The sequence below is a fragment of the Conexibacter sp. CPCC 206217 genome, from assembly GCF_030646165.1.
Lineage (GTDB): Bacteria > Actinomycetota > Thermoleophilia > Solirubrobacterales > Solirubrobacteraceae > Conexibacter.
Map to the genome: position 1 here is coordinate 315,076 of NZ_JAUTDO010000004.1, position 25,354 is coordinate 340,429.

Genomic DNA, 25,354 nt, shown 5'->3' on the forward strand with positions numbered 1-25,354 from the left:
TTTCTCGGAACGGGGAAGACTTTCTTAACCCTCAGTAAGCGGATGTGCAAAACCTCCATTCCAAGTTTGGACCGGCGGTCGGTGCCGTCACGCGCGGGTTCTGGCAGACGGTCCATAGCGGCCGGCGGCGCTACGTGATTGACCACTCCGAAGCGATGTGCAAAGAAGAGGGGCGCGGCCTGCAGGCCGCGCCCCTCTTTCAACCGACGTGTCGTGTCACCGTGACACGAATCGCGCTGGGTGCTACTTCACCTTGAGCGTGCGCACCCCGAGCGTCTTGAGGTTGCCGGAGCGGTCGAACGTCGAGACGCTGACGCGGTAGGAGCCCTTCGGCAGCTTCGCCGTCGGGACGCTGACCGACCAGCTGTCCTTGCCTCTCGCGGCGATCGCGATGCCGCCGGCCAGCGGAACCGCCTTGCTGAGCTTGCCCTTCGCCGTGACGAAGCGGCCCTTTCTCTTGCCGGCGAGTCTGAAGACCTCGACGAGCGTCTTCTGCACGCCGCCCGCGGCGACGCCTCTGCCGTCGGCGCAACCGGCGTCGGTCGCGACGCCGGAGACGGTCAGCTTCGACTTCTGCACGGCCAGGCGCGACACCGTCACGCTCGGCTTGAGCGTGTCGAGGCAGGCCGCCTTGGCCGTCGGGGTCGTCGTCGTGGCGCTCGTCGGCGCCGTCGCCGGCGGGTCGACGATCGGTCCGGGCGGGATCGACGGCGGCCCGTCGGGACCGGGGTAGATCGGCTCGACGTCGGTCACGCCGGCGCCCGGAGGGGCGGTCGGAGCGGCCGACTGCGGCGTCTCCTGGAACATCAGGTCCGACAGCTGGATCGAGCCCAGCGCCGGCGAGCTGAAGCCGAGCTGAACCGAGACGATTCTCGTCAGGTCGACGCCCGCGAAGCCCCACAGCGGGATGCGGATGCCGTTGAGGACGATGTGTCTGTACGTCGTGCCGATCGACGGCTCCAGCGACGTCGTCCATCTCGCGGCACGCGTCGTGGCTCTTCTGCCGGACGCGTCGATCAGCGTCACGTCGAAGTCCTGCGTGGCGGAGTTCGGCGTGTAGCTGTCGCCCGCCGGGTTGCGCGGGTCGTTGCGGTTCATCGCGGCGCGCATGTCCAGCACGCCGTATCTCGACACGTCGACCGGCGCACCGGCACGGCCGAGGTACGCCGTCAGCGACGCCGGCTGATCCCACGCGATCGTGTACTGCGTGTTGATCGAGCGGTTGTTGCCTCTGTCGGGGCAGAGCGGGTAGAGCGAGACGCTCGCGGTGCAGACCTGGAAGGTCGTCAGCCCGTTCGTCGTGATCGGGCCGCCGGAGGCGGTCGTCGTCGTCAGCAGCGGGTCGACCGGGGTCATCGGGTCCGGCTGCGGATCGATGATCGACGGCGGCTTCAGCACGTCGAAGCGGGCCGCGGCCGGCGCGATGTAGGAGGTCTTGACCTCCTCCGCGAGGCCCTTGCCGCTCTCCAGCGGAGCAGCCGACTCGGGCAGCGTCACAGCCCCGGTCATGATCGGGTCGAACGCCTTCTCACCGCCGACGTAGCGGCGCATGAACGAGTTCATCAGCGCCGCGCCGACGCGACGCTGGTCGCCCGGCGTCAGGCGGGCGCTCGTGTCCGTGCCGCGGGTGCAGGCCGGGTCGCCGGCGCGCGAGAAGTCGTCGCCGGTCCAGACCGTGTTGAAGAAGTTGTGGTCGGTGCCCTGCGTGTACCACTGGATCTTCGCGAACGTGTCCGGCGCGTCGGTCGGGTAGCGCGAGTTCTGGTAGAAGCGCGCGCCGTTGAGGCTGGAGACGTCACCGTCGCAGGCCGGCAGCAGCACGGCGTAGTTGGTGCCGTACGGCATCTTGTAGGCGCTGGAGCTGATCGGCGCCAGCGCGAGCACGCCGTCGAGCACGATTCTCTGGAAGCCGCTTCTGACTCTCAGGTTACGCGTGTAGCCGATGAAGTCGGTGACGGCGTCACCACCGCGCGAGTGACCCATCATGCCGATGCCGTCGGCGAAGTCGAGTCTGCCGGTCAGCTTCGTGCCGACGGTGTGGTCGGGTTCGCCGGGGACGTACGGTCCGGCGCCGTTGTTCCAGCGGAACAGCAATTCGAGGTTGGCCTGGATGATCTGCGAACGCGCGTTGGCGCCGGCATCTCTGAAGGCGTTGTCGAAGTTGGTCGTGTTCGCCTCGACGCTCATGACCGTGTAGCCGTGGCTGGCGAGGTTCTTCGCCATGTAGTCGTAACCCGCGTAGGAGCGGATGTCCGTCTGCGTCGGGGTGCCGTCTTCGTCGTAGACGTCGTCGCACACTCTTCTGTCGGGTGACGGCGAGCCGATGCAGACGCCGTGGCGGCCGTGCACGAAGACGACGATGCGCGCGAAGTCGACGTCGTCGGCATACGTGATCGAGCCTCGCAGCGGGACTCTGGTGGTGCTGACGCCGTCGGCCAGCGTCATCAGCAGCGAGCCGGCTTCGTAGTCGATCTTCTTGACCGGGTGCGGACCCGACGCCAGCGGGTCCGGGACGTCGGCGGCGGTGGCCGCCGAGGCCGTCATCGTGAGCGCGACGACGGCGCCGGTCGCGGCGGCGAACAGCCGCGACCGTCTGAACGAGATCCTGCGCAAAGGAGAGCCTTTCTCGGACGAGGGATCGCTTTCTTAACCCCCACTAAGCCGATGTGCCAAGACATTGATCCAAGTTCGGACCGGCTGTCGGTGCTGGCACGTCTGCGTTGTTGCACACGGTCCATTGCGGCGCGTCGGCCTACGTGATTGCCCGTCCGCGCATGGGTACCTTGAGTGAGACCCCCTCTCGAGACGAGCCGCCCGTGACCGACCTCAGCATCCTCAACTCCCAGCAGCGCGACGCCGCCCTGCAGCGGATGGCGGACGAGACGTTCGAGGTCGTCGTGATCGGCGGCGGCGTCGTCGGCACCGGCGCGGCGCTCGACGCGGCCTCGCGCGGGCTGTCGGTCGCGCTCGTGGAGGCGCGTGACTTCGCCGCCGGCACGTCGAGCCGCTCCAGCAAGCTGATCCACGGCGGCCTGCGCTATCTCGAGCAGCTCGACTTCAGACTCGTGCGCGAGGCGCTGCGAGAGCGCAGACTGCTGCTCAACACGCTCGCGCCGCACCTCGTCAAACCGGTCCCGTTCCTCTACCCGCTGGAGCACCACGTGTGGGAGCGCGGCTACGTCGGCGCCGGCATGCTGCTCTACGACGAGCTGGCCGGCCACGACGGCGTGCCGAGACACCGGCACCTGACCAAGCGCCAGGCGCTGCGGATCGCGCCGGGGTTGAAGCCGGATTCGCTGATAGGCGGGATCCAGTACTACGACGGCAGAGTCGACGACGCGCGCCACACGCTGACGGTCGCGCGCACCGCCGCCCACTACGGCGCCGCGGTCGCCAACAACGCGGCCGTCGTCAGCTTCCTGCGCGAGGGCGAGCGCGTGACGGGCGTGCGCGTGCGCGACGTCGTCAGCGGCAGAGAGATCGACGTGCGCGCGCAGCAGGTCGTCAACTCGACCGGCGTCTGGACCGACGACCTGCAACACCTCGTCGGCGAGCGCGGCAAGTTCAGAGTGCGCGCCTCCAAGGGCGTCCACCTCGTCGTCCCGAGAGATCGCATCCAGCTCGACACCGGGCTGATCCTCAGAACCGAGAAGAGCGTGCTGTTCGTGATCCCGTGGGGCCGCCACTGGATCGTCGGCACGACCGACACCGACTGGGAGCTGAGCAAGGCACACCCCGCCGCCAGCAGGACCGACATCGACTACGTGCTGGAGCACGCCAACAGAGCGCTCGCGCAGCCGCTCACGCACGCCGACGTCGAGGGCGTCTACGCGGGCCTGCGGCCGCTGCTGTCGGGCGAGTCGGAGTCGACCTCGCAGCTGAGCCGCGAGCACAGCGTCGCGGTGCCGGTGCCCGGCCTCGTCGCGGTCGCGGGCGGCAAGTACACGACCTACCGCGTGATGGGCAAGGACGCGATCGACGCCGCCGCGCGCGGGATCGACCGCTCCGTGCCGCCGTCGGCGACGCACCACACGGAGCTGCTGGGCGCCGAGGGCTACTGGGCGCTGTGGAACGGCCGCCACCGGATCGCGGCCGAGAGCGGCCTGCACATCGCGCGCGTCGAGCACCTGCTGAACCGCTACGGCTCCCGCATCGACGAGCTGCTGGCGCTGATCGCCGAGCGCCCCGAGCTGGCCGAGCCGCTGCCGGGCGCCGACGACTACCTGCAGGTCGAGGCCGTCCACGCCGCCTCGCACGAGGGCGCGCGCCATCTCGACGACGTGCTCGCGCGCCGCACGCGGATCTCGATCGAGACGTTCCACCGCGGTGTCGAGACCGCGCCGACCGCGGCGGCGCTGATGGGCAGGGTGCTCGGCTGGAGCAGAGCCGAGATCAGAACAGAGGTCGACACCTACACGGCCCGCGTCGAGGCCGAGCGACGCTCTCAGGAGCAGCCCGACGACAAGGCCGCCGACGAGGTCCGCACCGCGGCGCCGGACCTGCTGGCCGGCGTGACGGAGAGCTGAGCGGGGCACAGGCGCGCGTCGCGGGCGCGCCGCTCGGCACCACGGCTCTCAGCGCCGCGGCGGCGCCTTCCAGTCCGCCATCGCGACGTCGAGCTGCGCCTCGTCGAGCGCGGCGACGGGGAGCTGGCTGTGGCCGTCGCGGCGGGCGCGCAGGCCGTCGAGCACGATCGCGAGGTAGCGCCGCCACAGCTCGGGCTCGATCTCGCGCGAGAAGTCGAGCACGGTGCCGAGCATCAGCTGCAGCAGCGGCGTGTCGCGGCCCTCGACGTCGTCGCGCAGCCTGCCGGCGGCGCGGGCGCGGTCGACCAACTCGACCACGATCGGCGCCATCGTGTCGCGCGCGTGGGCGACGCGGTGCTGGCCGTGCGCGGTGTCGAACAACAGCTCCTTCAGGCCGCGATCCTCCGCCTGGGCGATCAGCGTCTGCTCCATGAACCAGACGAGGCCGTCCCAGGCGTCGTCGTACGCGAGGCCCTGACGCGCGAGCTCCGCCATCGCCTCGATGCGGTCCTCGAAGAGCGCGTCGATCAGCTCCTCCTTGTTGGCGAAGCGGCGGTAGACCGTGCCGACGCCGACGCCGGCGTGGTGCGCGACGTCGTCCATCGTGACGCCGAGGCCGCGCGCGGCGAAGACCTCGCGCGCGGCGTCGAGGATGCGGCGCAGGTTGCGCTCGGCGTCGCGCCGCAACGGCTTGGCATCGCTCATCCGTCCATCGTAGCGAAATCGGAGGATACTTCTCCACTTTGCTGCTACGCTGCGCGTCACCAAAGTTGAGTAACCACCTCCGCTTCTCACCGGATTGTCGTGGGGAGCCGTGAAAGGCACGATGTCCGCTCCCCCCGTCTCCACCAACCCGCATCACGAACGCCGCTGGCTGATCCTCGCGATCATCGGCATCGCGCAGCTGATGGTCGTGCTCGACGCGACGATCGTGAACATCGCGCTGCCGTCGGCCCAGGACGCGCTCGGCTTCACCGACGCCAACCGCCAGTGGGTCGTGACCGCTTATGCCCTGTCGTTCGGCTCGCTGCTGCTGCTCGGCGGGCGCATCGGCGACCTGATCGGGCGCAAGCGCGTCTTCGTCGTCGGCCTGATCGGCTTCGCCGTCGCCTCCGCGATCGGCGGCGCGGCGCAGAGCTTCGGCATGCTCGTCTTCGCACGTGCGCTGCAGGGCGCGTTCGGCGCGCTGCTGGCACCCGCCGCGCTGTCGCTGCTGACGACGACCTTCACCGACCCGAACGAGCGCGGCAGAGCGTTCGGCGTCTTCGGCGCGATCGCCGGCTCCGGCGCGGCGATCGGCCTGCTGCTCGGCGGCCTGCTGACCGAGTACCTGTCGTGGCGCTGGTGCCTCTACGTCAACCTGCTGTTCGCGATTCCGACCGCGTTCGCCGGGCTCGCGCTGCTGCACGACGTCGCCGATCCGAGCAAGCCGCGGCTCGACATCCCGGGCACGCTCGCCTCGGGCCTCGGCCTCTTCTCGCTCGTGTTCGGCTTCGCGAAGGCCGAGAGCGACGGCTGGGGCGCGCCGATCACGATCGGCTTCCTCGTCGCCGCCGTCGTGCTGCTGGGCCTGTTCGTCGCGCTGCAGTCGCGCGTCGAGCACCCGCTGCTGCCGCTGCGCGTCGTCAAGGACCGCGACCGCGGCGGCGCCTACATCGCGATGGGGATCACCGGCGCCGGCATGTTCGGCGTCTTCCTCTTCCTGACGTACTACCTGCAGCAGACGCTCGGCTTCTCGCCGGTCGAGACCGGCCTCGCGTTCCTGCCGCTGAGCTTCGCGATCATGTTGTCGGCGACGAGCGCGACGGCGAAGCTGATGCCGCGTTTCGGCCACAAGCCGCTGATCGTCCCGGGCATGGCGATGGCCGCCGTGGCGATGGTGCTGCTGACGCAGATCGGCGCCGACTCCAGCTACGCCGCGCACGTGCTGCCGGCGCTGCTGATCATGGGCCTCGGCCTCGGCCTCGTCTTCGCGCCGGCGATGAGCGTCGCGACGATCGGCGTCGACCGCCACGACGCGGGCATCGCCTCGGCGCTCGTCAACACCGCTCAGCAGGTCGGCGGCTCGGTCGGCACCGCGCTGCTGTCGACGCTGTTCGCCAGCGCCGTCAGCGGCTTCGTCGCCGACAACGGCGCGGGCTCAGCGGCCGACGCCGCCGTGCACGGTTACACGACCGCGTTCTGGTGGTCCGCCGCGATCTTCGCCGCGGGCGCGCTGATCTCACTGCTGCTGCTGAAGCCGGGCGTCGTGCAGGTGGACCCGGAGGCCGAGCCGGTGATGGCCCACTAGGCAGCGGGCGCGCCGCCCGGGGTCGTCCCGGTCGACGGGGCGGTGTCGTGCGGCAGCTCGCCGGGCGAGGCGCCGCCGCTGGGCGCACCGATGTTGGAGGCCTGCGGCGGGCCGAGCGGGTAGGCGTCGGAGTCGGCGTGCCAGATGCCGAGGACCGTCGCCGTGCCGCTGGCGGGGTCGCCCGCGGGCGCGATCGGCGCGGCGACGAGCGCCGAGACGAGTGTCAGCGCGACGCTCTTCGCACGGGCAGACCGTGCGATTGTGCGGTGCATTCGGTCCCTTCAGACGAGCGACGAGGCGAGCGGGCGGCGGGAGCGTAGCTGCCGCTCCGCGCTCCCGCACGCCTCGCACGCGACCTTGCAGCTACGCCTCCTCCGCCAGCCGCTTGATCGCGGCCAGGCGGCGGTCCCATGCGGCGGCCAGCTCGTCCATCTGGCGGGCGGTCGCCTCGAGCCGCTGCGGGCGCACGCGGTAGCGCACCTCGCGGCCGGCGCGGCGCCGCTCGACGAGCCCGGCTCTGTCGAGCACGACGAGGTGCTTGATCACCGCCGGGCGACTGACGGGCAGCTGCCCGGCGAGCGTCGTCGCCGTGCCCTCGCCCTGTTCGGCGAGCGTGCCGAGCAGGCGCCAGCGGGTCGGGTCGGCGAGCGCGGCGAAGACCTCCGGTGCCGGGTCGGCGACCGCTGCGCTCATCGGCTGACCACCGCCTGTTGCGCGTAGGCGATCAGGTCGTCCAGCTCCAGCTGCCAGCCGCGCACGTTGCCGTCGCGGTTCTCGGCGCGCTGCTCGTCGGCCATGTCGAGCGACGCGAAGCCGGTCTCGACGACGCGCAGCCGCGTCGCCTCGCCCTCGCGGACGAGCGTGAACTCGACGAGCGTCGAGTTGCCCGGCACCGGCTCGGCCTCGTCCCGCGGTCCGAACGGTGCCCAGCGGTAGGCGAAGCGGTGCGGCGGCTCGACGGTCTCGACGCGCCCGCGCGTCGTGCCGTGCTTGGTCCAGCTGAAGCGCATCGCCCCACCTGGTCGCAGGTCGATCTCGGCGCCCGCGTCGCCGAACCAGGTGCCGACGTGCTCGGCCTCGGTCAGCAGCTCCCACACGCGCTCGACGGGTGCCTGGATCAGGACGTCGCGTTCGATCTGGTCGGCCACCATGGCATACCTCCAACGGATTGATTGCGTAACTCGCAGGTTACACATCCGACACCGGAGACGCAACCCCGCGGTTACTCCTCGTCAGGGAACTGCGGGGGAAGCACAGGGGAGCTCCCTCATGTGGCGTGGGCAAATCGATCCGTACGGTGGAGTGCATGCACCGCCATCCGCTGCTTCTCGCCTGCCTCTGCGCCGTCCTGCTGCTCCCCTCGGCCGCGTCCGCCTCGACCACGCTCGGCACCAGCCCGGAGGTCGCGCTGCCGACGACGCCGCTCGCCGGCTGCGCCCCCGCGCTCGCCTGCACCGTCGCCCAGGAGCGCCTCGCCAACCTCGACCTGAACGTGCCGGACACGGGCGTCGTCGTGCGGTGGCGGGTGCACGGCAGCGCCGGACAGGTGCGGCTGCGGCGCGTCGGCGGCGGTGCGACCGCGCCTGCGGCGCTGCCGGCGAGCGCCGGCGCGGTCGAGCAGACGGCGCAGTTGCCGGTGCGGTCGGGCGACCTGCTCGCGCTCGACCTGCTCGACGGCGCGCAGGTCTCGCGCGAGCCCTCGCCGTTCATCAGCGGCGCGGACATGACCAGCACCTGGACGCCGCCGCTCGCCGACGGCGAGACGCGCGCGCCGTCGGCGAGCTTCGAGGGCTATTGGCTGTTCGAGGCGGAGATCGAACCCGACGCGGACGGCGACGGCCGCGGCGACGAGACCCAGGACCCCGACCACGGCATGCCGCCCGGGCAACCGAGCAACCCGGTCCCGCCCACCCCGCCGGCGCCTCCGACGGCTCCATCGCCGCCGACGCCCGATCTGTACGCCGGCCTGCCGGCCGCCGGCCCAGCGCTGAAGCTCGCCGCCACGGCCGCCGCGACGAGACAGGGCGTCGTCACGGTCTCGCTCGCGAACCCGTACGCGTTCAAGCTGACCGGCAGAGCGACGCTGAGACAGGGGCGCAGCAACGCTGCCACGACGAAGGTGACGCTGGCGGCCGCCAGCACCCGCTTGCTGAGACTGCGGCTGGCGAAGGCGGCGGCACGCACGCTCGCGCGCAGACGGACGCTGAAGCTGATCCTCGCCGTCACGCTCAGAGCACCGGTCGGCAAGGCGCGCACGACGACGCGAGCGGTCGTCGTCAAGCTCGGCGCCGTGGCGAGAAGAGCGCCGCCGAGAAGCGGCGGCGGCACCGGCGGCGGCAGCAGAGGCGACGCCCCCAGCGGCGGTGGAGCCGGCTTCGACGGCACCTACCGCGCGCCCGACGGGCAGACGATGGTCGTCGCGAACGGGTTCGTGACGACCTTCAACGGCGACCTGACGCTCTACTGCACCAAGAGCGGGCGGCAGACGAGAACGTCCTACGCGATGATCGCCGACGACCCCGACCCGAAGGTCGCCGCCGACGGCAGCTTCACGTGGGAGGCGACGAGAGGCTACGGCTTCGAGAAGCTCAGATTCGACGGCCGCATCCAGGGCGACGCCGTGACCGGCAGACTGATGGTCGAGGATCGTTCCCCGCTGCTCGGAGGCGACCGGATCGAGTTCGACTACTGCTTCGCGGGCAAGCAGTTCCGCCTCACGCGCTGAGCCGAGTGGACGAAAACAGTACACCGTGCGGTTTGTGCTCAAGGCCGCTCCACCCATGGCCGATAGTGCGCTCAAGCGTCCGGTCGGGGCGCATCTGCGAGCAAGGGGAGGGACCGAACGCTGATGAAGCGATTCGCGGGAGTGCTGTTGACCGTCGTGCTGGGGCTGTTGCTGATCGGGGCGCCCGCACAGGCCGCACCGGCGGCGAAGAAGAAGGCGACGACGTGCGTGGCGAAGAAGGCGAAGAAGGCGAGCAGGGCCGCGGCCACGAAGGCGGCGGCCAGACGCGCGAAGTGCGTCGCCGCCAAGAAGAAGGCAAGAGCGAAGCTCAAGCAGGGCAAGACCGGCAGAACCGGCGCGCGCGGCCCTGCCGGGCCGAAGGGCGACGGCGGCGCGGCGGGCCCCGCGGGGCAGAACGGCGCACCGGGTCCGACGGGCGCCGCCGGGCAGACCGGCGACACCGGCGCCCCGGGTGCTCCAGGTTCGCGGGGTCCCGAAGGCCCTGAAGGCCCACAGGGTCCCGAGGGCCCGGCCGCACCCCAGGCGAGCATCGTCAGATACGCGATCGCGCCGGGCATCGTCACGACCAGACTCACGAGCGGCTACGAGCAGCTCGCGGGCGGACCGGAGGTGACCGTCGTCGTCCCGCAGTCGGGCACGATCCAGGTGACCGCCTCCGCCGAAGCCGTCGACGAGCCCGACGTCGGCGACGGCGCGGTCTCGCTCTACGAGGACGGCGTCCAGATGCCGGGCCAGGCGAGCGGTCAGGCCGGCGACGGCGTCGGCCTCTGCTACGGCCCTGACGGGGTTCTCTTCGACATGCCGGGCGGCTTCGCGCTGGCCGGTCCGTTCGGGACGCCGGGAGCGATGGGCTTCAGCGGCTACTGCTCGACCGTCGGCGCACCCGGTCCGGTCACGTTCCAGACGACCGGCGGCAGACACACGTACGAGCTGCGCTACGCCTTCGACTGCGCCTGCAGCGGCGGCGATCACGCGGCGTTCGAGAACCGTCGTCTGTGGGTCAACCCGGTCCCATGACGGAGCGCTCGCGCGGCGGCCGGGCCGGTCGCCGCACGAGCGGGTTCGTCGCGGCGCCCCGACGGGCGCTGCGCTACATCCGGAAGACGCCGTAGCCGACGGGCTGCAGCGGTGCGTTGCCGCACGCGGCGAGCGCGGCGGCGAGCACGTCACGGGTGCGACGGGGGTCGATCACGCCGTCGTCCCACAGGCGGGCGGTGGCGTAGATCGGATTGCCCTGGCGCTCGTACTGCTCACGCAACTGGGCGCCGACCTCGGGCTGACCGACCTCGGTCATCACCGCGCCGGCCTGCTCACCGCCCATCACGCTGATGCGCGCGTTGGGCCACATCCACAGGAAGCGCGGTGAGTAGGCGCGTCCGCACATGCCGTAGTTGCCGGCGCCGTAGGAGCCGCCGACGATCACCGTCAGCTTCGGCACGCGCGCGCACGAGACCGCGGTGACGAGCTTGGCGCCGTCCTTCGCGATCCCGCCCGCCTCGTAGTCGCGTCCGACCATGAAGCCGGCGACGTTCTGCACGAACAGCAGCGGGATCCCGCGGCGGTCGCACAATTCGACGAAGTGCGCACCCTTCAGCGACGACTCGCTGAAGAGCACTCCGTTGTTGGCGACGATCCCGATCGGGTGGCCGTCGACGTGCGCGAAGGCGCACACCAGCGTCGTCCCGTACAGCGCCTTGAACTCCTGCAGCTCGCCGCCGTCGACGATCCGCGCGAGCAGCTCGCGCACGTCGTAGGGCGTGCGCGTGTCGAGCGGAACGAGGTCGAAGAGACCGTCGGGGTCGTCGACGTGCGCGGGCGGGCGGGCGGCGATCCGCTCCCACGGCGGATTCCGTTCCCACCCACTCGCGGGCAGCGTGCGGACGATGTCGCGGATCCGCTGCAGCGCGTCGGCGTCGTCCTCGGCGAGGTGGTCGACGACGCCGGAGGTGCGCGCGTGCACGTCGCCGCCGCCCAGCTCCTCAGCCGTCACCTCTTCGCCGGTCGCCGCCTTCACGAGCGGCGGGCCGCCGAGGAAGATCGTCCCCTGCTCGCGCACGATCACGGTCTCGTCGCTCATCGCCGGGACGTAGGCGCCGCCGGCCGTGCACGAGCCCATCACGGCGCTGATCTGCGCGATCCCGCGCTTGGACATGTTCGCCTGGTTGAAGAAGATGCGGCCGAAGTGCTCGCGGTCGGGGAAGACCTCGTCCTGCATCGGCAGGAAGGCGCCGCCCGAGTCGACGAGGTAGATGCAGGGCAGTGCGTTCTCCGCCGCGACCTCCTGCGCACGCAGGTGCTTCTTGACCGTCAGCGGGAAATAGGTGCCGCCCTTCACGGTCGCGTCGTTGGCGACGATCATGCAGTGACGGCCGTGGACGACGCCGACGCCCGCGACGACGCCCGCGCTCGGCGCCGCGCCGTCGTACAGCTCCTCGGCGGCGAGCGGCGCCAGCTCCAGGAACGGCGCGCCGGGATCGCAGAGCCGCTCGATCCGCTCACGCGCGGGCAGCTTGCCGCGCGCGACGTGGCGCTCCATCGCCTTCGGCCCGCCCCCGCCGCGGACACGCTCCAGGCGCGCCTCGAGATCGGCGATCAAGGCGAGGTGACCATCGCGGTAGCTCATCCGGCATGCACCTCCAGCAGCACCTGTCTGAGCGTCACCTTGTCACCCGGCTTGACCGTCAGCCCGTCGACGGTGCCGGCATGCGGCGCGCTGACCGACAGCTCCATCTTCATCGACTCCAGCACGACGAGGACCTCGCCCTGCTGCACCGCGTCGCCGTCCGCGACGTTCACGAGCAGGACCGTTCCCGGCATCGGCGCGGCGAGCGAGTCGCCCGTGGCGCTGAGGTCGCCGCCGCCGGCACGCGCCGCAGCGATCTCCAGCTGATGACCGTCGCGACCGATCCAGGCGCGCCCGTCGGCGATGTCGCGTGCGAGCACGTAGCGGCGTGCGACACCGTCGAGCTCGACCGCGACGGCGGAGGCGTCGAGCCGGCGCGCGGCGCCTCGCCAGCTGCTCGCCGCGGCGGCGGCGGGCGCGGGCGCGCCGCGCGGGACGACCTCTCGTGTCGTCACCTTCTCGCCTCGCACGGTCAGCTCCGTCGGTGCGCCGTCGGCCACCGTGACGAGCCGTCGCCATGTGCCGGTCGCACCGTCCGATCGCCACGAGAACGGGATCGACGTGCGCGCGGCATGGGCCTCGCGGTCGCTCAGCTCAAGCGCGAGGGCGGCGGCGGGGAGCAGGTCGGCGGGTGCCTCGCCCGTCAGCTCGTCTCCGCCCAGGACGCGTTCCAGCAAGCCTGTGTCGAGCGCGCCGAGGCGAACGTCGTCGCGCGTCAGCAGGGCGCGCGTGAAGGGGGCGTTCGTCGTGATGCCCAGCAGCTCGGTCTGCGCCAGCGCACGCTCCAGCCGTGCCAACGCGGTCGCGCGGTCGGGGCCGTGCGCGATCACCTTCGCCAGCATCGGGTCGTAATGCGTCTGCACCGCCAGCCCCTGCGCCAGCGCGGCGTCGACGCGCACGCCGTCGCCGGCCGGTGCGCGCCAATGGCGCACGACGCCGGTCGAGGGCAGGAAGCCGGCGGCGGGGTCCTCCGCGTAGAGGCGCGCCTCGACGGCGTGGCCGCGCGGCACCAGCTCGGACTGCCGCAGCGCCAGCTGCTCGCCCGCGGCGACGCGCAGTTGCTGCTCGACGAGGTCGACGCCGTAGACGAGCTCCGTGACCGGGTGCTCGACCTGCAGCCGCGTGTTCATCTCGAGGAAGAAGAAGTCGTCGGTCAGCACGCCGTTGGTCGCGCCCGGGACGATCAGCTCGACGGTGCCGGCGCCGACGTACCCGCAGGCACGCGCGAGCTGCACGGCGGCCGCGCCCATCTCCGCGCGCCAGTCGGGGTCGACGACCGGCGAGGGCGCCTCCTCGACGACCTTCTGGTGGCGCCGCTGCAGCGAGCACTCGCGCTCGCCGAGGTGCACGACCGCGCCGTGACGGTCCGCCATCAGCTGGACCTCGATGTGGCGCGGGCGCTCGAGGTAGCGCTCGACCAGCACGCGATCGTCGCCGAACGCCGCGCGCGCCTCGCGCCGCGCCGCGTCGAGCGCGCCCGCCAGCGCGCCGGCCTCGTGCACGACGCGCATCCCCTTGCCGCCACCGCCCGCGACCGCCTTCACGACGACCGGGAGGCCGTGCTCGGCGACGAACGCCTCGATCTGCTCCAGCGTCAGGTCGACGCCCTCGACCCCCGGCACGACGGGAACGCCCGCCTCGCGCGCGAGCTGCTTGGCGCGCGCCTTGTCGCCCATCAGCTCGATCGCCTGCGGCGGCGGGCCGATCCATGTCAGGCCGGCGCCCTGGACCGCCGCAGCGAACGCGGCGCTCTCGGCGAGGAAGCCGTAGCCGGGGTGGACCGAGCGCGCCCCGCTGATGCGCGCGGCGTCGAGCAGCGCGTCGATCGAGAGGTACGACGAGCGCGCATCGGCGGGACCGATCCGCACGGCCGCATCGGCCGACTGGACGTGCGGGGCGCCCGCGTCGGCATCGCTGTGGACCGCGACCGACGACAGCCCCAGCGCTCTCACCGTGCGGCAGATGCGCACCGCGATCTCGCCGCGGTTGGCGACGAGCACCGGGCCGAGCGCGCTCAGCTCAGCCATCGCCGCTAGGCCCCGAGCGCGCGGGCGATGACCATCTGCTGGACCTCGTCGGTACCCTCGCCGATCGTGAGGATCTTCGCGTCGCGGTAGAAGCGGCAGACCGGGTACTCCTCGATGTAGCCGTAGCCGCCGTGGATCTGCACGGCCTCCTCGCTCGCGCGCACGGCAAGGCGGCCGGTCTTCAGCTTCGCCTGCGCGGCGGTCAGCGAGAAGTCGCGGCCCTGGTCCTTCAGGAAGGCGGCGTTGTAGGTCAGCAGGCGACCGGCGGCGATCTCGGTCGCGACGTCGGCGAGCTTCGCCTGGATCGCCTGGAACTTCGAGATCGGCTGGCCGAACGCCTTGCGCTCCTTCGCGTACCTGAGCGCCTCGTCGAGCGCGCCCTGGGCCAGCCCGACGCCCATCGCGGCGACGCCGATGCGGCCGATGTCGAGCACGCGCAGGAACTGCTTGAAGCCGGCGCCGCGCGGGCCGACCATGTGGTCGCCGGGGACGCGGCAGTCGGTGAAGGTGAGCGGCCGCGTGTCCGACGCGTTCCAGCCCATCTTGCGGTAGGGCGCGCCCTGCTCGTAGCCGGGCGTGCCGTTCGGGACGAGGATGTTGGAGATCTCCTTGCGCCCGTTCGCGTCGACGTCGGTGACGGCGGTGATGACGACGCAGCCGGAGATGTCGGTGCCGGCGTTGGTGATGAACTGCTTGCTGCCGTTGATGACCCAGTCGCCGTCGTCGAGCATCGCGCGCGTCTGCACGTTGCCGGCGTCGGAGCCGGCCTCGGGCTCGGTCAGCCCGAACGCGCCGAGCTTCTCGCCGGCGGTCAACTGCGGCAGCCAGTCGCGCTTCTGCTCGTCGTTGCCGAACAGGTAGATCGGCTGGGTGCCGAGCGACGTGTGCGCGCACAGCGTGATCGCGACCGACGAGTCGACCCGCGCCAGCTCCTCGACGACGATCGCGTAGGCGAGCGTGTCCGCCCCCGCGCCGCCGACCGCCTCGGGAAAGGGGATCCCCATCAGGTTCAGCTCGCCGAGCCGCTTGACCAGCTCATACGGGAACGCCTTCGTGCGGTCGAGTTCCTCCGCCACGGGCGCGATCTCCTGCTCGGCGAACTCGCGCACCGTGCTGCGCAGCAGTCGGTGATCGTCTGAGAGGTCGAAGTCCATGCCGGCCACCATACCGAATGAGTGCTCGGATTTCGAGCGGTGGTTCGGTACTGATCTCTCGTCGCAGCTCGCACCGAGCCGGCATTCGGTTTTTCATCCGCGGCGCGGTAAGGTGACCGGCTCCGATGCCCCCGCCACCCCCGACACGACCTGCCCTGCGCAGACGCTACGACGCCAAGCGCGAGGGGGTCGTGGAGGCGGCGGCGGGGCTGTTCGCGGAGCGCGGGTACCACGCGACGACGATGCAGGACCTGACCGATGCGACCGGGCTGACGGCGGGCGGGCTGTACCACTACATCGGCAGCAAGGAGCAGCTGCTGATCGCGATCTGCGACGCGCTGATGGAGCCGCTGCTGGAGAAGATCGCGGCACTGGAGATCGCGACGCTTGCGCCGGAGCCCGCGCTGCGCGCGCTCGTCGGCGCGTGGGTCGAGCACGTCGCGACGCACCGGCTGCACATGATCGTCTTCCTGCAGGAGCGGCACGTGATCGAGCGCGAGCCGCAGTGGAGACACGTCGCCGGCAGCCGCAAGCGGTTCGAGCGCCTGCTGGAGCAGACGCTCGCGCGCGTCGAGCACGACGGCGGCGTCCACTTCGCCGATCGCCGCCTGACGACGTTCGCACTGCTCGGCATGGTCAACCACCTGCCGCAGTGGTACCGCCCCCGCGGCCGCCTCTCCGTCGAGCAGATCGCGACCGGCTTCTGCGACATGGTGCTCGGGGACGGAGCCGCCGCCGGCTGAGCGACCTGAGTGCGCGCGGCTCGCTTGCCTCCGAGGTGAGCGACGCGCGGCGAGCGCGACGCTGGTCCCCGCCGACGCGGCGACCGCGGCGGCGGTGCGGCGCTACGCCGCCTGACGAGTGCGCGCGACGACGAGCAGGTACTCCAGTTCGTAGCGGGCGCCCTCGCCTCTGCCGGCGGCGAGGTTGGTGCGGCGCGCGAAGTCGATCAGCGCCTCGTCGAGCGCGGTGAGCGCCTGTGGATCGTCGGCGAGCGCGCGGCAGACGGCGATCACCGGCCCGAAGTTCTCTCTGTAGAAGAGCACGAGATCGGCCGGCGTCGCGAAGTGGTCGAGCACGACCATGCGGCGCTGCACGCGCAGGTCGGCGATCCCGTCGCCCAGCAACTCGCGCAGGTGCGGCTCGTGGCCCCACAGCGCAGGCGACTGGAAGTCCGGCGGCGGCGCCGGCATGAACGCCGCGAGTCTCGCGAAGAACTGCCCGCTCCAGCCCTCGGGCGTCCAGTTGAGCAGCCCGATCGTGCCGCCGGGCCGGCAGACGCGCAGCAGCTCAGCCGCGGTCGCGCGGTGGTCGGGCGCGAAGATCGCGCCGAACGCGGAGGTGACGACGTCGAACGCGTCGGCGCCGAACGGCAGCGCCTGTGCGTCCGCCTCGACCCACTCGACGCCGAGTCCCTCCCCCGCCGCCAGTGCACGCCCGGCCGCCAACAGCTCAGGGGTGATGTCCGACGCGACCACCTCCGCGCCGGCGCGTGCCGCCGGCAGGGCGACGTTTCCAGCCCCCGCGGCGACGTCGAGCAGGCGCTGTCCAGAGTGCACGCCGCACGCCTCGACGAGGATGGCTCCCGTACCCGCGATCGTCTCGCGCGCGACCTTCGGGAAGTCGCCCAGCGCCCACACGCCGCTCGGTCCGCTCATCGACTCAGCATCCCACCTCGCGCGAGCGCCGTCGCGACACTTGCAACGTGCCTTGCAACGTGCAGGAAACCACCTGGTAGGTTCCGACGCCGTTACATAGAGCCGAATCGCGGACCCACTGTGGACCGCGAGCGGGGGACCCAATGGTCTGACATGGACCGGGGGCGAATCGTCGCGCCAGCGACGTAGCGTGGCCACTCAGTGGCCCTGCGAGCCCGTCAGCTCACCTCGCAGGCTTACTGAGACAGGAGCACCCAGCTGTGAACCAGGAGCAGCGCGATCTCGCGCTCGATGACCTTTGGGCGGACTCGCTCGAGCGCTCGCTCGCGCGCCGCGGTGCCCGCACTCGGACCTCCTCGGCGCTGGCGCGCCTGCGTCCGCGCGACCTCGCCGACACCGAGCACGTCCTCGACTCGCTGTCCTTCGCCCAGCGCCGCCGCGAAGCGGCCGCCACGCAGACGAAGCTCCCCGCTCCCGCCGCCCGCGGCCTGTCGCTGACCGCGCTGATAGCGGTCACCGCCGGCCCGGCGATCGGCGCGACGGCCGCCTTCACCGGCACCGCCTCGGCCGCCGTCGTCGAGAAGGGCGACAAGGGGCACGAGGTCAAGCGCCTGCAGCGCGCGCTCGGCGTGCACGCCGACGGGATCTTCGGCCCCGGCACGAAGAAGCAGCTGCGCAAGTTTCAGGCACGCCACCATCTGCACGTCGACGGCGTCGCCGGCCCGGCGACCTGGTCGGCGCTCAAGCGCGCGCAGGCGAACACCTCGACCGCCTCGACGAAGACCGTCAAGGTCGGCGGCAAGGCGCGCATCATCGGCCACAGCGTGCGCGCTGTGCAGCACGAGCTCGGGATCCCCGCCGACGGCATCTTCGGCCCGCAGTCGCTGAAGGCGCTGAAGCGCTTCCAGAGCTCGCACGGACTGACGGCCGACGGGATCGTCGGCCCGTCCACCTGGAGCGCGCTCGTGCGCGACGGCGGTGGCGGCGGCAGCTCCAGCGGGCGCAACGCGCGCGCCGCGGTCAAGACCGACGGCTCCGGCGTCGAGGCGCTTCAGCGCGCGCTCGGGATCTCCGCCGACGGCGACTTCGGCCCCGGCACCGAGGCGGCGCTGAAGCGCTGGCAGGCGAGCCGCGGCCTCGAGGCCGACGGCGTCGCCGGTCCTGCGACGCGCTCCGCGCTCGGTCTCGGCGACGGCCCCGTGCTCAAGCGCGGCGGCAGCAACGACAAGCGCGGCGGCAACAACGGTGACGACGCGAAGATCGCGGCGATGATCGCGGCCGGCAACCGGATAGCGTCGACGCCGTACGTGTACGGCGGCGGCCACGGCTCGTTCGAGTCCAGCGGCTACGACTGCTCCGGCTCGGTCTCCTACGTGCTGCACGGGGCAGGTCTGCTCGACTCCCCGCTCTCATCCGGCGGCTTCGAGAGCTGGGGCGAGCCGGGCGAGGGCCGTCGCGTGACGATCTACGCCAACGCCGGCCACGCCTACATGGTGATCGACGGCAGACGCTTCGACACCAGCGGCGCGAGCGCGGCCGGCACGCGCTGGCAGCCGGACGACCGCTCCAGCGCCGGCTACGTCGCGGTCCACCCGCCCGGGCTCTAGGCGCCCGGCTTCGGCGGGCGGCTGTCGGGTCCGTCGCCGGGCGGCGGTCCCGGGGGCGGTGGATCGGGCAGCGACGGTCTGCCGCCTATCGCGTTGAGGAAGCTCTGCTTGAAGCGGGCGCTGCGGGTGTCCGGCCCGAAGCGCTTGCGCGAGCGCTCCAGCTTCTCCTCGTCGTAGTACTTGCGCGCCCACGGCGAGTTCGGCGACGCGAGCCGCACGATGGCCCAGCCGGCGGCGACGAACGGCACGAATATCGCGATCATCCCGAGCAGGATGCGGCCTTTGAAGAAGGCGAGCGCCGCGAGCGTCAGCGTGATCGCGAACCAGGCGGCCGTGCCGAGGATCGAGCCCGCCTCGTCGAGGCCGTAGGGGTTGACGCCGATCACGACGAGGCCGGCGAAGACGGTCGCCAGCACGACCGCGTCGAGCGACGCGCGCCCCTCTCTCGCCCAGTAGACGTCCTGCAGCCGCACCCACAGCGCGAACTCGTCGAGCGTGAAGCCGGCGCCGACGCCGAACGCGACCGACAGGATCTGCCACCACGGCGAGTCGAGCTCGGTCGCGAACGCCGCGAAGCCGGACACGAGCAGGAGCACGATCCCCCACACCAGGTGGTGCAGGTGGACGCCGCCCTCCGTCTCGACGCCGCCCGGCCACCACGACACGCTGCGCGTCAGCCGCGCGCTCGTGCGGATGAAGCCGAACGACAGCAGGAACGCGAGCAGCACGACGAAGGCGGACTCGCGGCCCGGCTCCGCTCTCGTCTGGATCACGTCGACGGAGAAGAGTGCGGCCGTGTGCAGCAGCGTGGAGGTCACGCGCGGGGTCTTCGCCGCGCGCCGCGCGCATCCTGCGCCAACGTCCGGGTGACTAAGGTGGTCGCTTCATGGATGCCTGGGTTCAGCAGTCGGCCGAGCAGATCGCCGCGCGCGCGGCGCGCGACCTGGAGGCGCTGGTCGCCGTCTCCTCGCCGTCGGGCGACCGCCACGGCGCGGAGGACTGCGTCGCCGTCGTGCGCGCGCTCGCGCCGCCGGCCGCGACGGTCGAGCGGATCCCCTGCTCCTCCCCCGGCCATGCCGACGACGTCGTCGTGCGACTGCGCGGCGAGGGCCGCGGCCGGCTGCTGCTGCTCGGCCACCTCGACACCGTCGTCCCGCACCAGCGCCACGCGTCGCTGAGACGCGAGGACGAGCGGCTGACCGGCTCCGGCACGATCGACATGAAGGCCGGCGACGTGCTGGCGCTGGGGCTGCTGCGCGCTCTGGCGGACGCCACGGCCGAGCGACGCGCAGACGCGGGCGGGCGGCGGGCGAGCGGAGCTGCTGCGGGCGTCGCCGCGCCCTCCTTCGCCGAGGTCGCGCTGCTGCTGGTCGTCGACGAGGAGTGGCGGACGGGGCCGATGCAGCACGTCGAGCGCTTCGCCGGCTGGGACGGCTGCCTCTGCTTCGAGGCCGGCGAGCTGGCGCCCGACGGCAGCGACGCGGTGATCGTCAGACGCAAGGCCGCCGGCACGCTGAGCGTCCATGCCCGCGGGGTCGCCTCGCACGCCGGCGCGGCGCCCGACAGGGGCCGCAACGCGCTGCTGGCACTTGCCGCCGCGGCGCAGATCGTCGCCGCGGCGCACGCGCCCGACGGCCCCGACCGTCTCACGGCCGTGCCGACGACGCTGCACAGCGGCGACGCGTTCAACGTCGTGCCCGACGACGGCGAGCTGATCTGCGACCTGCGCTCCGACCGCACCGAGGCGTTCGAGGAGGTGCGCGCGTCGATCCCCCGCGAGCTGGGCGGCGTCGTGCTCGACGCGCAGCTCGCGCGCGTCTGGCCGGCGATGGATTCGCGCGCCGCGACCGCTCCGTTGTTGGCGGCGGCGTCGGAGCGCCTCGGCCGCCCGCTCGTCGCCGCCGGTCGCGGCGGCGCCAGCGACGCGAGCCACGTCGCGCCGGCTGTCCCCTTCACCGTCGACGGCCTCGGCCCGCGCGGCGGCCGCGCGCACGCGCCCGGCGAGTTCGTGCTGGAGGCGTCGCTGCGCCCGCGCGCGGAGGTCGCGCTCGCACTGGCCGCGGCGGTTCTCGCGGCCGCCGACTGAGCAGCGGCGACCTTTGCCCCATAGCGGGGCAGAACTCGCCGGTGCTCGGGTGGGGTGGCGCCGCGGCCAGGGTATGCTCGCGCCCATGCCCGACACGCCCGACCTCGGAGCCCCCACCTCGTACCTGACGCTGCAGCGCGGCGTGGACGTCTACGACGCCGCCGGCGCGCACGTCGGCAAGGTCGACCACGTGCTCGCCGACGCGTCGATCGACATCTTCGACGGCATCGTCGTCGACACGCGCAGCGGCTCCGGCGGCCACCGCTTCGCCGACTCCGAGCAGGTCGAGGAGCTGTTCGAGCGCGGCGTCGTGCTGAACGTGGCCGCCGACGCGCTGCACGACCCCGAACCCGGTCCGGCCGCGCTCGACGTCGACCCGGGCGAGGAGGAGTCCGGGCTGTCCGCGCGCCTGCGCAGAGCGTGGGACTGGATCAGCGGCAACTACTGACGCGGCCCGCGAGCGACGGCTGGCGTGCGCCGGCCGGCGCGACGGCTGCGCTCACGTCGTCGCGAATCTGAGCAGGTCCGCGAGCGTGAAGTCGCCTCTTCTGGCGGACGGGAGGGCGACCGCGCCTCTGCCCGGTCTCCAGCCCGGCTCCTGCTTGAGGAAGCCGCCGGGGTCTGCCTCCAGCAGACCGATCAGCACCTCCGCGACGATCCGGCCGCCGACCGGGCCGAGCTGCGCCGATCTGCCGTGCACCTCGGCCTCGCGCAGCACGTAGAACCACAGCGGCGTCTCCGCCTCGAATGCTCTGCGCGCCGCGGCCGGCAGTCTCAGTCTGCCGAGCGCCAGATGCGCGGTGCTGAGCGGCGGGATTCTCGTCACGCTCTGCATCGCGCCGGCGACCGCCTGACCTGACGGCAGCTGGAGCGCTCTGCCGCGCAGCAGGTTCAGGACCGCCAGCGGGTTGCGCTGCGCGTCGACGCTGATCGGCAGTCTCATCAGCGGCGGCGCGAGGCGGATGTTGATCTTGCGCGAGGGCTGCGGTCTGCGTCTGGTCAGCGGCGCGAAATGCGACCAGTCGATCGTCCACAGCGACGGCAGGCGGCGGAAGCCGTGCAGGCTCTCGAACGTCCCGGGTCTGTCTCGGCCGGAGAAGATCGGCACGCCGGTGACGGTCTCGTTGAGGTCGTAGCCGGGGCGCACCATCGAGTGGCCGAAGCGGTACGCGGCGGCGGAGAACTCGACCGGCATGAACGGCGTGTTCTCCCAGCTGAAGAATCTGCGCCCGTTCGTCAACACGTCTCTGACGAGCGGCGCGCCGACGATCCGCGTCAGGAAGTCGTGCACGACGACCCACTGGTAGTGCCACGTGACGAGCCGGCGCGTCTCGTCGAACAGCGCGGCGCCGCCGAGTCTCGTCGCGCTGCGGACGCGGTCGGCGGCGCGGTCGTGCAACTTCAGGAAGGCGAGCTGCAGCTGCGACACGACGATGTTCTCGTCGTTGCGCGGGTCGCCGATCAGCGCGCGTCCCTGCTCGTTGCGCGGCAGGTCCTGCGGATCGAGCGGATCGCCGCCCTGCAGCGGATCGGTCGCCGGGTTTCTGCCGACCAGCAGCTTCACGCCCCTGAAGGTCGCGTCGCGCGACTCGTACAGGAACGGGCTCGCGGTCGGGCCGGCGCCGTAGACGGAGTCGAGGTCGAAGCGCGGCGTGCGAAAGTCGACGAGCGCGTCGGGATCGTTGACGCGCTGCAGCTGGGAGACCGGATCAAACGTGATGTCGTGGTCGACGAACTGGCCGAAGTAGGTGTACGCCGACGGGATCGCCGGGTTGTCCGCGGTCGCGCCGACACCGGTCTCCTCCGGCAGCGCGTCGCCGAGTCTGCGCAGTGCCCCGTCGTCGTGGGCGGGCACCGGCAGCGTCCGGAATATGCGCCCGAAGCGCCCCTCGAACAGCGCCGACTTCGGTACCGAGTCGAGGCCGCGTGGCGTGATCCCGCCGTGCGTCGTGACTCCAAGCTCGTCCCCGGCCATCGTGCCGCTCCCCGTCTCGCTCTGGAATGTAGTGCTGATTGCGCCCAGAGCGCGGCGCCCAGGTCAACCCCCGCCGCGACGGGTTGGCACGCGGGCGCGGGCGCCCGACTGCGTTTCTGACGCGCGGATCCCGGACAGCTTTACGGCCGGAAGCAGGGACGGCGGAGGAGAGAGCGATGAGCAGCGTTCAGACGGGAACGATCAGATCGCAGATCCCGGCACGGCTCGACCGGCTGCCGTGGTCGCGCTGGCACTGGATGATCGTGATCGGGCTCGGGACCGTCTGGATCCTCGACGGACTCGAGGTCACGATCGTCGGCAACGTCGCCGGCCGGATCGCCGAACCGGACTCCGGGCTCGACATCAGCGCCGCGCAGATCAGCGGCTTGGCCGCCTCGCTCTACGTCGCCGGCGCCTGTTGCGGCGCGCTCTTCTTCGGCTGGCTGACGGACCGGCTGGGACGCAAGAAGCTGTTCCTCGTCTCGCTCGGGGTCTATCTGTTCGCGACCGCGCTGACGGCGATCTCGATGGATCCGCTGTGGTTCTTCGCCTGCCGCTTCCTGACCGGCTTCGGCATCGGCGGCGAGTACGCGGCGATCAACTCCGCGATCGACGAGCTGATCCCCAGCCGCGTGCGCGGCCGCGTCGACCTGGTCATCAACGGCAGCTTCTGGATCGGCGCGTTCATCGGCTCGTTCCTGTCCGTCTTCTTCCTCGACGAGAGCATCTTCGCGGCCAACGTCGGCTGGCGGCTGACGTTCGCGCTCGGGGCGATACTCGCGGTCGTGATCCTGCTGGTCCGCCGGCACGTGCCGGAGAGCCCGCGCTGGCTGATGATCCACGGCCGCGAGGAGGAGGCGGAGGCGATCGTCGCCGAAGCCGAGCGGCGCGTGCGCGAGGAGACCGGCGAGGAGCTGCCGGAGCCCGACAGCACGATCACGATCCGCCAGCGCCGCTCGATCGGCTTCGGCACGATCGCGAGAACGGTCTTCAAGCTCTATCCGAAGCGGACCGTGCTCGGGCTGTCGCTCTTCATAGGGCAGGCGTTCCTCTACAACGCGATCACGTTCGGCTACGCGACGATCCTGATCACCTTCTTCGACGTCCCCTCCGGCGACACCGGCTACTACTTCGCCGCGATCGCGGTCGGCAACTTCGTCGGGCCGCTGCTGCTCGGCCCGCTGTTCGACTCGGTCGGGCGCAAGGTGATGATCTCCGGCACCTACATCGTCTCCGGCGTGCTGCTGCTGGTGACCGCCTACCTCTTCAAGCAGGAGGTGCTGACCGCGACGACGATGACGCTGTGCTGGTGCGTCGTGCTGTTCTTCGCCTCGACCGGCGCCAGCTCGGCCTACCTGACCGTCAGCGAGATCTTCCCGATGGAGACGCGCGCGATGGCGATCGCGTTCTTCTACGCCGTCGGCACCGCGGTCGGCGGCATCACCGGCCCGCAGGTCTTCTCGCGCCTGACGGAGACCGGCAAGGTCAACGACGTCGCGCTCGCGTTCGTGATCGGCGCGATATTGATGATCGCCGCGGGCCTCGTCGCCGCCTTCCTCGCGGTCAGAGCAGAGCGCCAGAGCCTGGAGAACATCGCCAAGCCGCTGACGGCGGAGGACGCCGAGCAGGAGGCGGCCGGCTCGGACCGCAAGGGGACGTCGTCGAGCGGGCCGGCCGCGCCGGCGGCGGCGACGTAGGCTCAGCGGTCGCGCAGGTCGCGCGCGGTGCGTCTGGCGCGGCGGACGAGCTTCGCCTGCTCCAGGCGCTGCAGCATCCGCGGTCTCGGGACGGGCAGCATCGCGACCTCGGCGGCGGTGATCGTCAGCGTGACCGCGCGCTCGGCGATGCGGCCGACCTCGGGCGCGTCGACGAAGCGCTTGCCCTCGCGCGTGTCGACGACGATCCCGTCGAAGATGTTCTCGCGCACGTTGTCCTGCACGCGCGCGACCTTGCCGATCTCGGCGCCCTCGCTGTCGCGCACGAGCGTCCCGCGCTTGAGCGCCTTGTAGGCGATCGCGTGCCCGTCGTCCATCAGTCCCTGCGCTCCTTCTTGCGCTTCGCCCGCACGACCCCGTCGAGCAGGATCCGCAGGTACTGGTCGCTGATCCGCTCCAGGTCGGGCTGCTCGCCCGGGACGTGCCAACGGGCGACCGAGAAGATCGTCTCGCGGATCAGGTGGTAGGCGATCCGCGCGTCCAGCCCGCCGCGGAACTCGCCGTCAGCGATGCCGCGCTCGAGCACGGTCGTCCACGCCCGCTCGATCGTGCGCTCCGCGTCGGCGAGGTGGGCCAGCCGCGGGAGGGCCGCGAGCTGGCGGCGGTCCTGCTCGTAGACGACGGCCGCAGCACGATGGCGCTCCAACGCCATCAACGACGCGTTCGCGAGCGCTTCGAACGCCTCCCGCGGCGGGCCGCCGGCGGCGACGATCGCCTCGTAGGAGGTCAGCACCTCGCTCAGCAGCGGGCTGATGATCGCGTCGGCGATCGCCTCCTTGGAGGGGAAGTGGTGGTAGAGGCTGCCCGACAGGATCCCCGCCGCGTCAGCGATGTCGCGCACCGTCGTCGACGCGTAGCCGTCACGCGCGAACAGCTCCGCGGCAAGTCCGAGCACCTCGGCCTTGCGTCTGCCAGGCACCGGCGTCCGCTCCAGTCTCTGTGCCATA

At 71.8% G+C, this 25,354-nt stretch carries 22 protein-coding genes and 1 riboswitch; of the genes, 9 read left to right on the forward strand and 13 right to left on the reverse strand.

The window, feature by feature from the left end:
- Positions 1–243 precede the first annotated feature (243 nt).
- Complete coding sequence (locus Q7L65_RS12650; protein WP_304721638.1) at positions 244–2,613, reverse strand: hypothetical protein; 2,370 nt, start codon at positions 2,611–2,613, stop codon at positions 244–246.
- 161 nt (positions 2,614–2,774) lie between these two features.
- Here Q7L65_RS12650 and Q7L65_RS12655 point away from each other — a divergent pair, with 161 nt between their 5' ends.
- Positions 2,775–4,526 (forward strand): glycerol-3-phosphate dehydrogenase/oxidase, encoded by a 1,752-nt coding sequence (locus Q7L65_RS12655; protein ID WP_370552552.1) that lies wholly within the window; start codon positions 2,775–2,777, stop codon positions 4,524–4,526.
- 48 nt (positions 4,527–4,574) lie between these two features.
- On the opposite strand, the gene Q7L65_RS12660 is transcribed toward Q7L65_RS12655, so the two are convergent.
- Entirely contained in the window at positions 4,575–5,231 is a 657-nt protein-coding gene (locus Q7L65_RS12660; protein ID WP_304721641.1) for a TetR/AcrR family transcriptional regulator, read from the reverse strand.
- 121 nt (positions 5,232–5,352) lie between these two features.
- On the opposite strand from Q7L65_RS12660, the gene Q7L65_RS12665 reads away from it, so the two are divergent.
- Positions 5,353–6,816 carry an MFS transporter gene (locus tag Q7L65_RS12665; protein WP_304721642.1) on the forward strand — a complete coding sequence of 488 codons (1,464 nt, stop codon included), beginning with the start codon at positions 5,353–5,355 and terminating at the stop codon, positions 6,814–6,816.
- Here the strand turns inward: Q7L65_RS12665 and Q7L65_RS12670 are convergent.
- The 3 genes from Q7L65_RS12670 to Q7L65_RS12680 form a co-directional block, all read right to left on the reverse strand.
- Positions 6,813–7,088 (reverse strand): hypothetical protein, encoded by a 276-nt coding sequence (locus Q7L65_RS12670; RefSeq protein ID WP_304721643.1) that lies wholly within the window; start codon positions 7,086–7,088, stop codon positions 6,813–6,815. The genes Q7L65_RS12665 and Q7L65_RS12670 overlap by 4 nt on opposite strands.
- Positions 7,089–7,179: 91 nt before the next feature.
- Positions 7,180–7,509 carry a helix-turn-helix transcriptional regulator gene (locus Q7L65_RS12675; protein WP_304721645.1) on the reverse strand — a complete coding sequence of 110 codons (330 nt, stop codon included), beginning with the start codon at positions 7,507–7,509 and terminating at the stop codon, positions 7,180–7,182.
- Positions 7,506–7,967, reverse strand: a complete 462-nt coding sequence (locus tag Q7L65_RS12680) for an SRPBCC family protein (protein ID WP_304721647.1) — start codon at positions 7,965–7,967, stop codon at positions 7,506–7,508. Before Q7L65_RS12680 ends, Q7L65_RS12675 begins: the two co-directional genes overlap by 4 nt.
- A 155-nt stretch (positions 7,968–8,122) precedes the next feature.
- On the opposite strand from Q7L65_RS12680, the gene Q7L65_RS12685 reads away from it, so the two are divergent.
- Together Q7L65_RS12685 and Q7L65_RS12690 are read left to right on the forward strand one after the other, a co-directional pair.
- Positions 8,123–9,541, forward strand: coding sequence for a hypothetical protein (locus Q7L65_RS12685; RefSeq protein ID WP_304721648.1), 1,419 nt, complete (start codon positions 8,123–8,125; stop codon positions 9,539–9,541).
- A 123-nt stretch (positions 9,542–9,664) separates the two neighbouring features.
- Positions 9,665–10,579, forward strand: coding sequence for a hypothetical protein (locus Q7L65_RS12690; RefSeq protein WP_304721650.1), 915 nt, complete (start codon positions 9,665–9,667; stop codon positions 10,577–10,579).
- Between the two features lie 73 nt (positions 10,580–10,652).
- On the opposite strand, the gene Q7L65_RS12695 is transcribed toward Q7L65_RS12690, so the two are convergent.
- The 3 genes from Q7L65_RS12695 to Q7L65_RS12705 are packed head-to-tail and all read right to left on the reverse strand — an operon-like array spanning position 10,653 to position 15,366.
- Entirely contained in the window at positions 10,653–12,185 is a 1,533-nt protein-coding gene (locus Q7L65_RS12695) for a carboxyl transferase domain-containing protein (protein ID WP_304721652.1), read from the reverse strand.
- Entirely contained in the window at positions 12,182–14,212 is a 2,031-nt protein-coding gene (locus tag Q7L65_RS12700) for a biotin carboxylase N-terminal domain-containing protein (protein WP_304721654.1), read from the reverse strand. Before Q7L65_RS12700 ends, Q7L65_RS12695 begins: the two co-directional genes overlap by 4 nt.
- Positions 14,213–14,217: 5 nt before the next feature.
- Positions 14,218–15,366 carry an acyl-CoA dehydrogenase family protein gene (locus tag Q7L65_RS12705; RefSeq protein ID WP_304721656.1) on the reverse strand — a complete coding sequence of 383 codons (1,149 nt, stop codon included), beginning with the start codon at positions 15,364–15,366 and terminating at the stop codon, positions 14,218–14,220.
- A gap of 125 nt (positions 15,367–15,491) precedes the next feature.
- Here Q7L65_RS12705 and Q7L65_RS12710 point away from each other — a divergent pair, with 125 nt between their 5' ends.
- Positions 15,492–16,109 (forward strand): TetR/AcrR family transcriptional regulator, encoded by a 618-nt coding sequence (locus Q7L65_RS12710; RefSeq protein WP_304721658.1) that lies wholly within the window; start codon positions 15,492–15,494, stop codon positions 16,107–16,109.
- A 102-nt stretch (positions 16,110–16,211) separates the two neighbouring features.
- On the opposite strand, the gene Q7L65_RS12715 is transcribed toward Q7L65_RS12710, so the two are convergent.
- Entirely contained in the window at positions 16,212–17,024 is an 813-nt protein-coding gene (locus tag Q7L65_RS12715) for a class I SAM-dependent methyltransferase (protein ID WP_304721660.1), read from the reverse strand.
- Between the two features lie 90 nt (positions 17,025–17,114).
- Positions 17,115–17,277: riboswitch (cyclic di-AMP (ydaO/yuaA leader) on the forward strand.
- Between the two features lie 7 nt (positions 17,278–17,284).
- Between Q7L65_RS12715 and Q7L65_RS12720 the strand changes: the two genes are divergently transcribed.
- Positions 17,285–18,631 carry a peptidoglycan-binding protein gene (locus Q7L65_RS12720; protein WP_304721667.1) on the forward strand — a complete coding sequence of 449 codons (1,347 nt, stop codon included), beginning with the start codon at positions 17,285–17,287 and terminating at the stop codon, positions 18,629–18,631.
- Here Q7L65_RS12720 and Q7L65_RS12725 read toward each other — a convergent pair.
- A complete protein-coding gene (locus Q7L65_RS12725) occupies positions 18,628–19,449 on the reverse strand; it encodes a hypothetical protein (protein WP_304721668.1) in 822 nt (273 codons plus the stop codon). The two genes, Q7L65_RS12720 and Q7L65_RS12725, sit on opposite strands and share 4 nt — an antisense overlap.
- Before the next feature lie 68 nt (positions 19,450–19,517).
- Here Q7L65_RS12725 and Q7L65_RS12730 point away from each other — a divergent pair, with 68 nt between their 5' ends.
- Together Q7L65_RS12730 and Q7L65_RS12735 are read left to right on the forward strand one after the other, a co-directional pair.
- Positions 19,518–20,717: a M20/M25/M40 family metallo-hydrolase gene (locus Q7L65_RS12730; RefSeq protein ID WP_304721669.1), complete on the forward strand. Its 1,200-nt coding sequence runs from the start codon at positions 19,518–19,520 to the stop codon at positions 20,715–20,717.
- Positions 20,718–20,802: 85 nt separating this feature from the next.
- Complete coding sequence (locus tag Q7L65_RS12735; protein ID WP_304721670.1) at positions 20,803–21,165, forward strand: DUF2171 domain-containing protein; 363 nt, start codon at positions 20,803–20,805, stop codon at positions 21,163–21,165.
- A gap of 51 nt (positions 21,166–21,216) precedes the next feature.
- Here Q7L65_RS12735 and Q7L65_RS12740 read toward each other — a convergent pair whose 3' ends face one another.
- Positions 21,217–22,692 (reverse strand): heme peroxidase family protein, encoded by a 1,476-nt coding sequence (locus Q7L65_RS12740; RefSeq protein WP_304721671.1) that lies wholly within the window; start codon positions 22,690–22,692, stop codon positions 21,217–21,219.
- Positions 22,693–22,868: 176 nt separating this feature from the next.
- Here Q7L65_RS12740 and Q7L65_RS12745 point away from each other — a divergent pair, with 176 nt between their 5' ends.
- The gene (locus Q7L65_RS12745; protein ID WP_304721673.1) at positions 22,869–24,389 is read left to right on the forward strand and encodes an MFS transporter; all 1,521 of its coding nucleotides are present in this window, start codon (positions 22,869–22,871) and stop codon (positions 24,387–24,389) included.
- Between the two features lie 2 nt (positions 24,390–24,391).
- On the opposite strand, the gene Q7L65_RS12750 is transcribed toward Q7L65_RS12745, so the two are convergent.
- Positions 24,392–24,724 carry a hypothetical protein gene (locus Q7L65_RS12750; RefSeq protein ID WP_304721674.1) on the reverse strand — a complete coding sequence of 111 codons (333 nt, stop codon included), beginning with the start codon at positions 24,722–24,724 and terminating at the stop codon, positions 24,392–24,394.
- Positions 24,724–25,353, reverse strand: coding sequence for a TetR/AcrR family transcriptional regulator (locus tag Q7L65_RS12755; protein WP_304721676.1), 630 nt, complete (start codon positions 25,351–25,353; stop codon positions 24,724–24,726). The genes Q7L65_RS12750 and Q7L65_RS12755 overlap by 1 nt, the downstream gene beginning before the upstream one ends.
- Position 25,354: the final 1 nt, after the last annotated feature.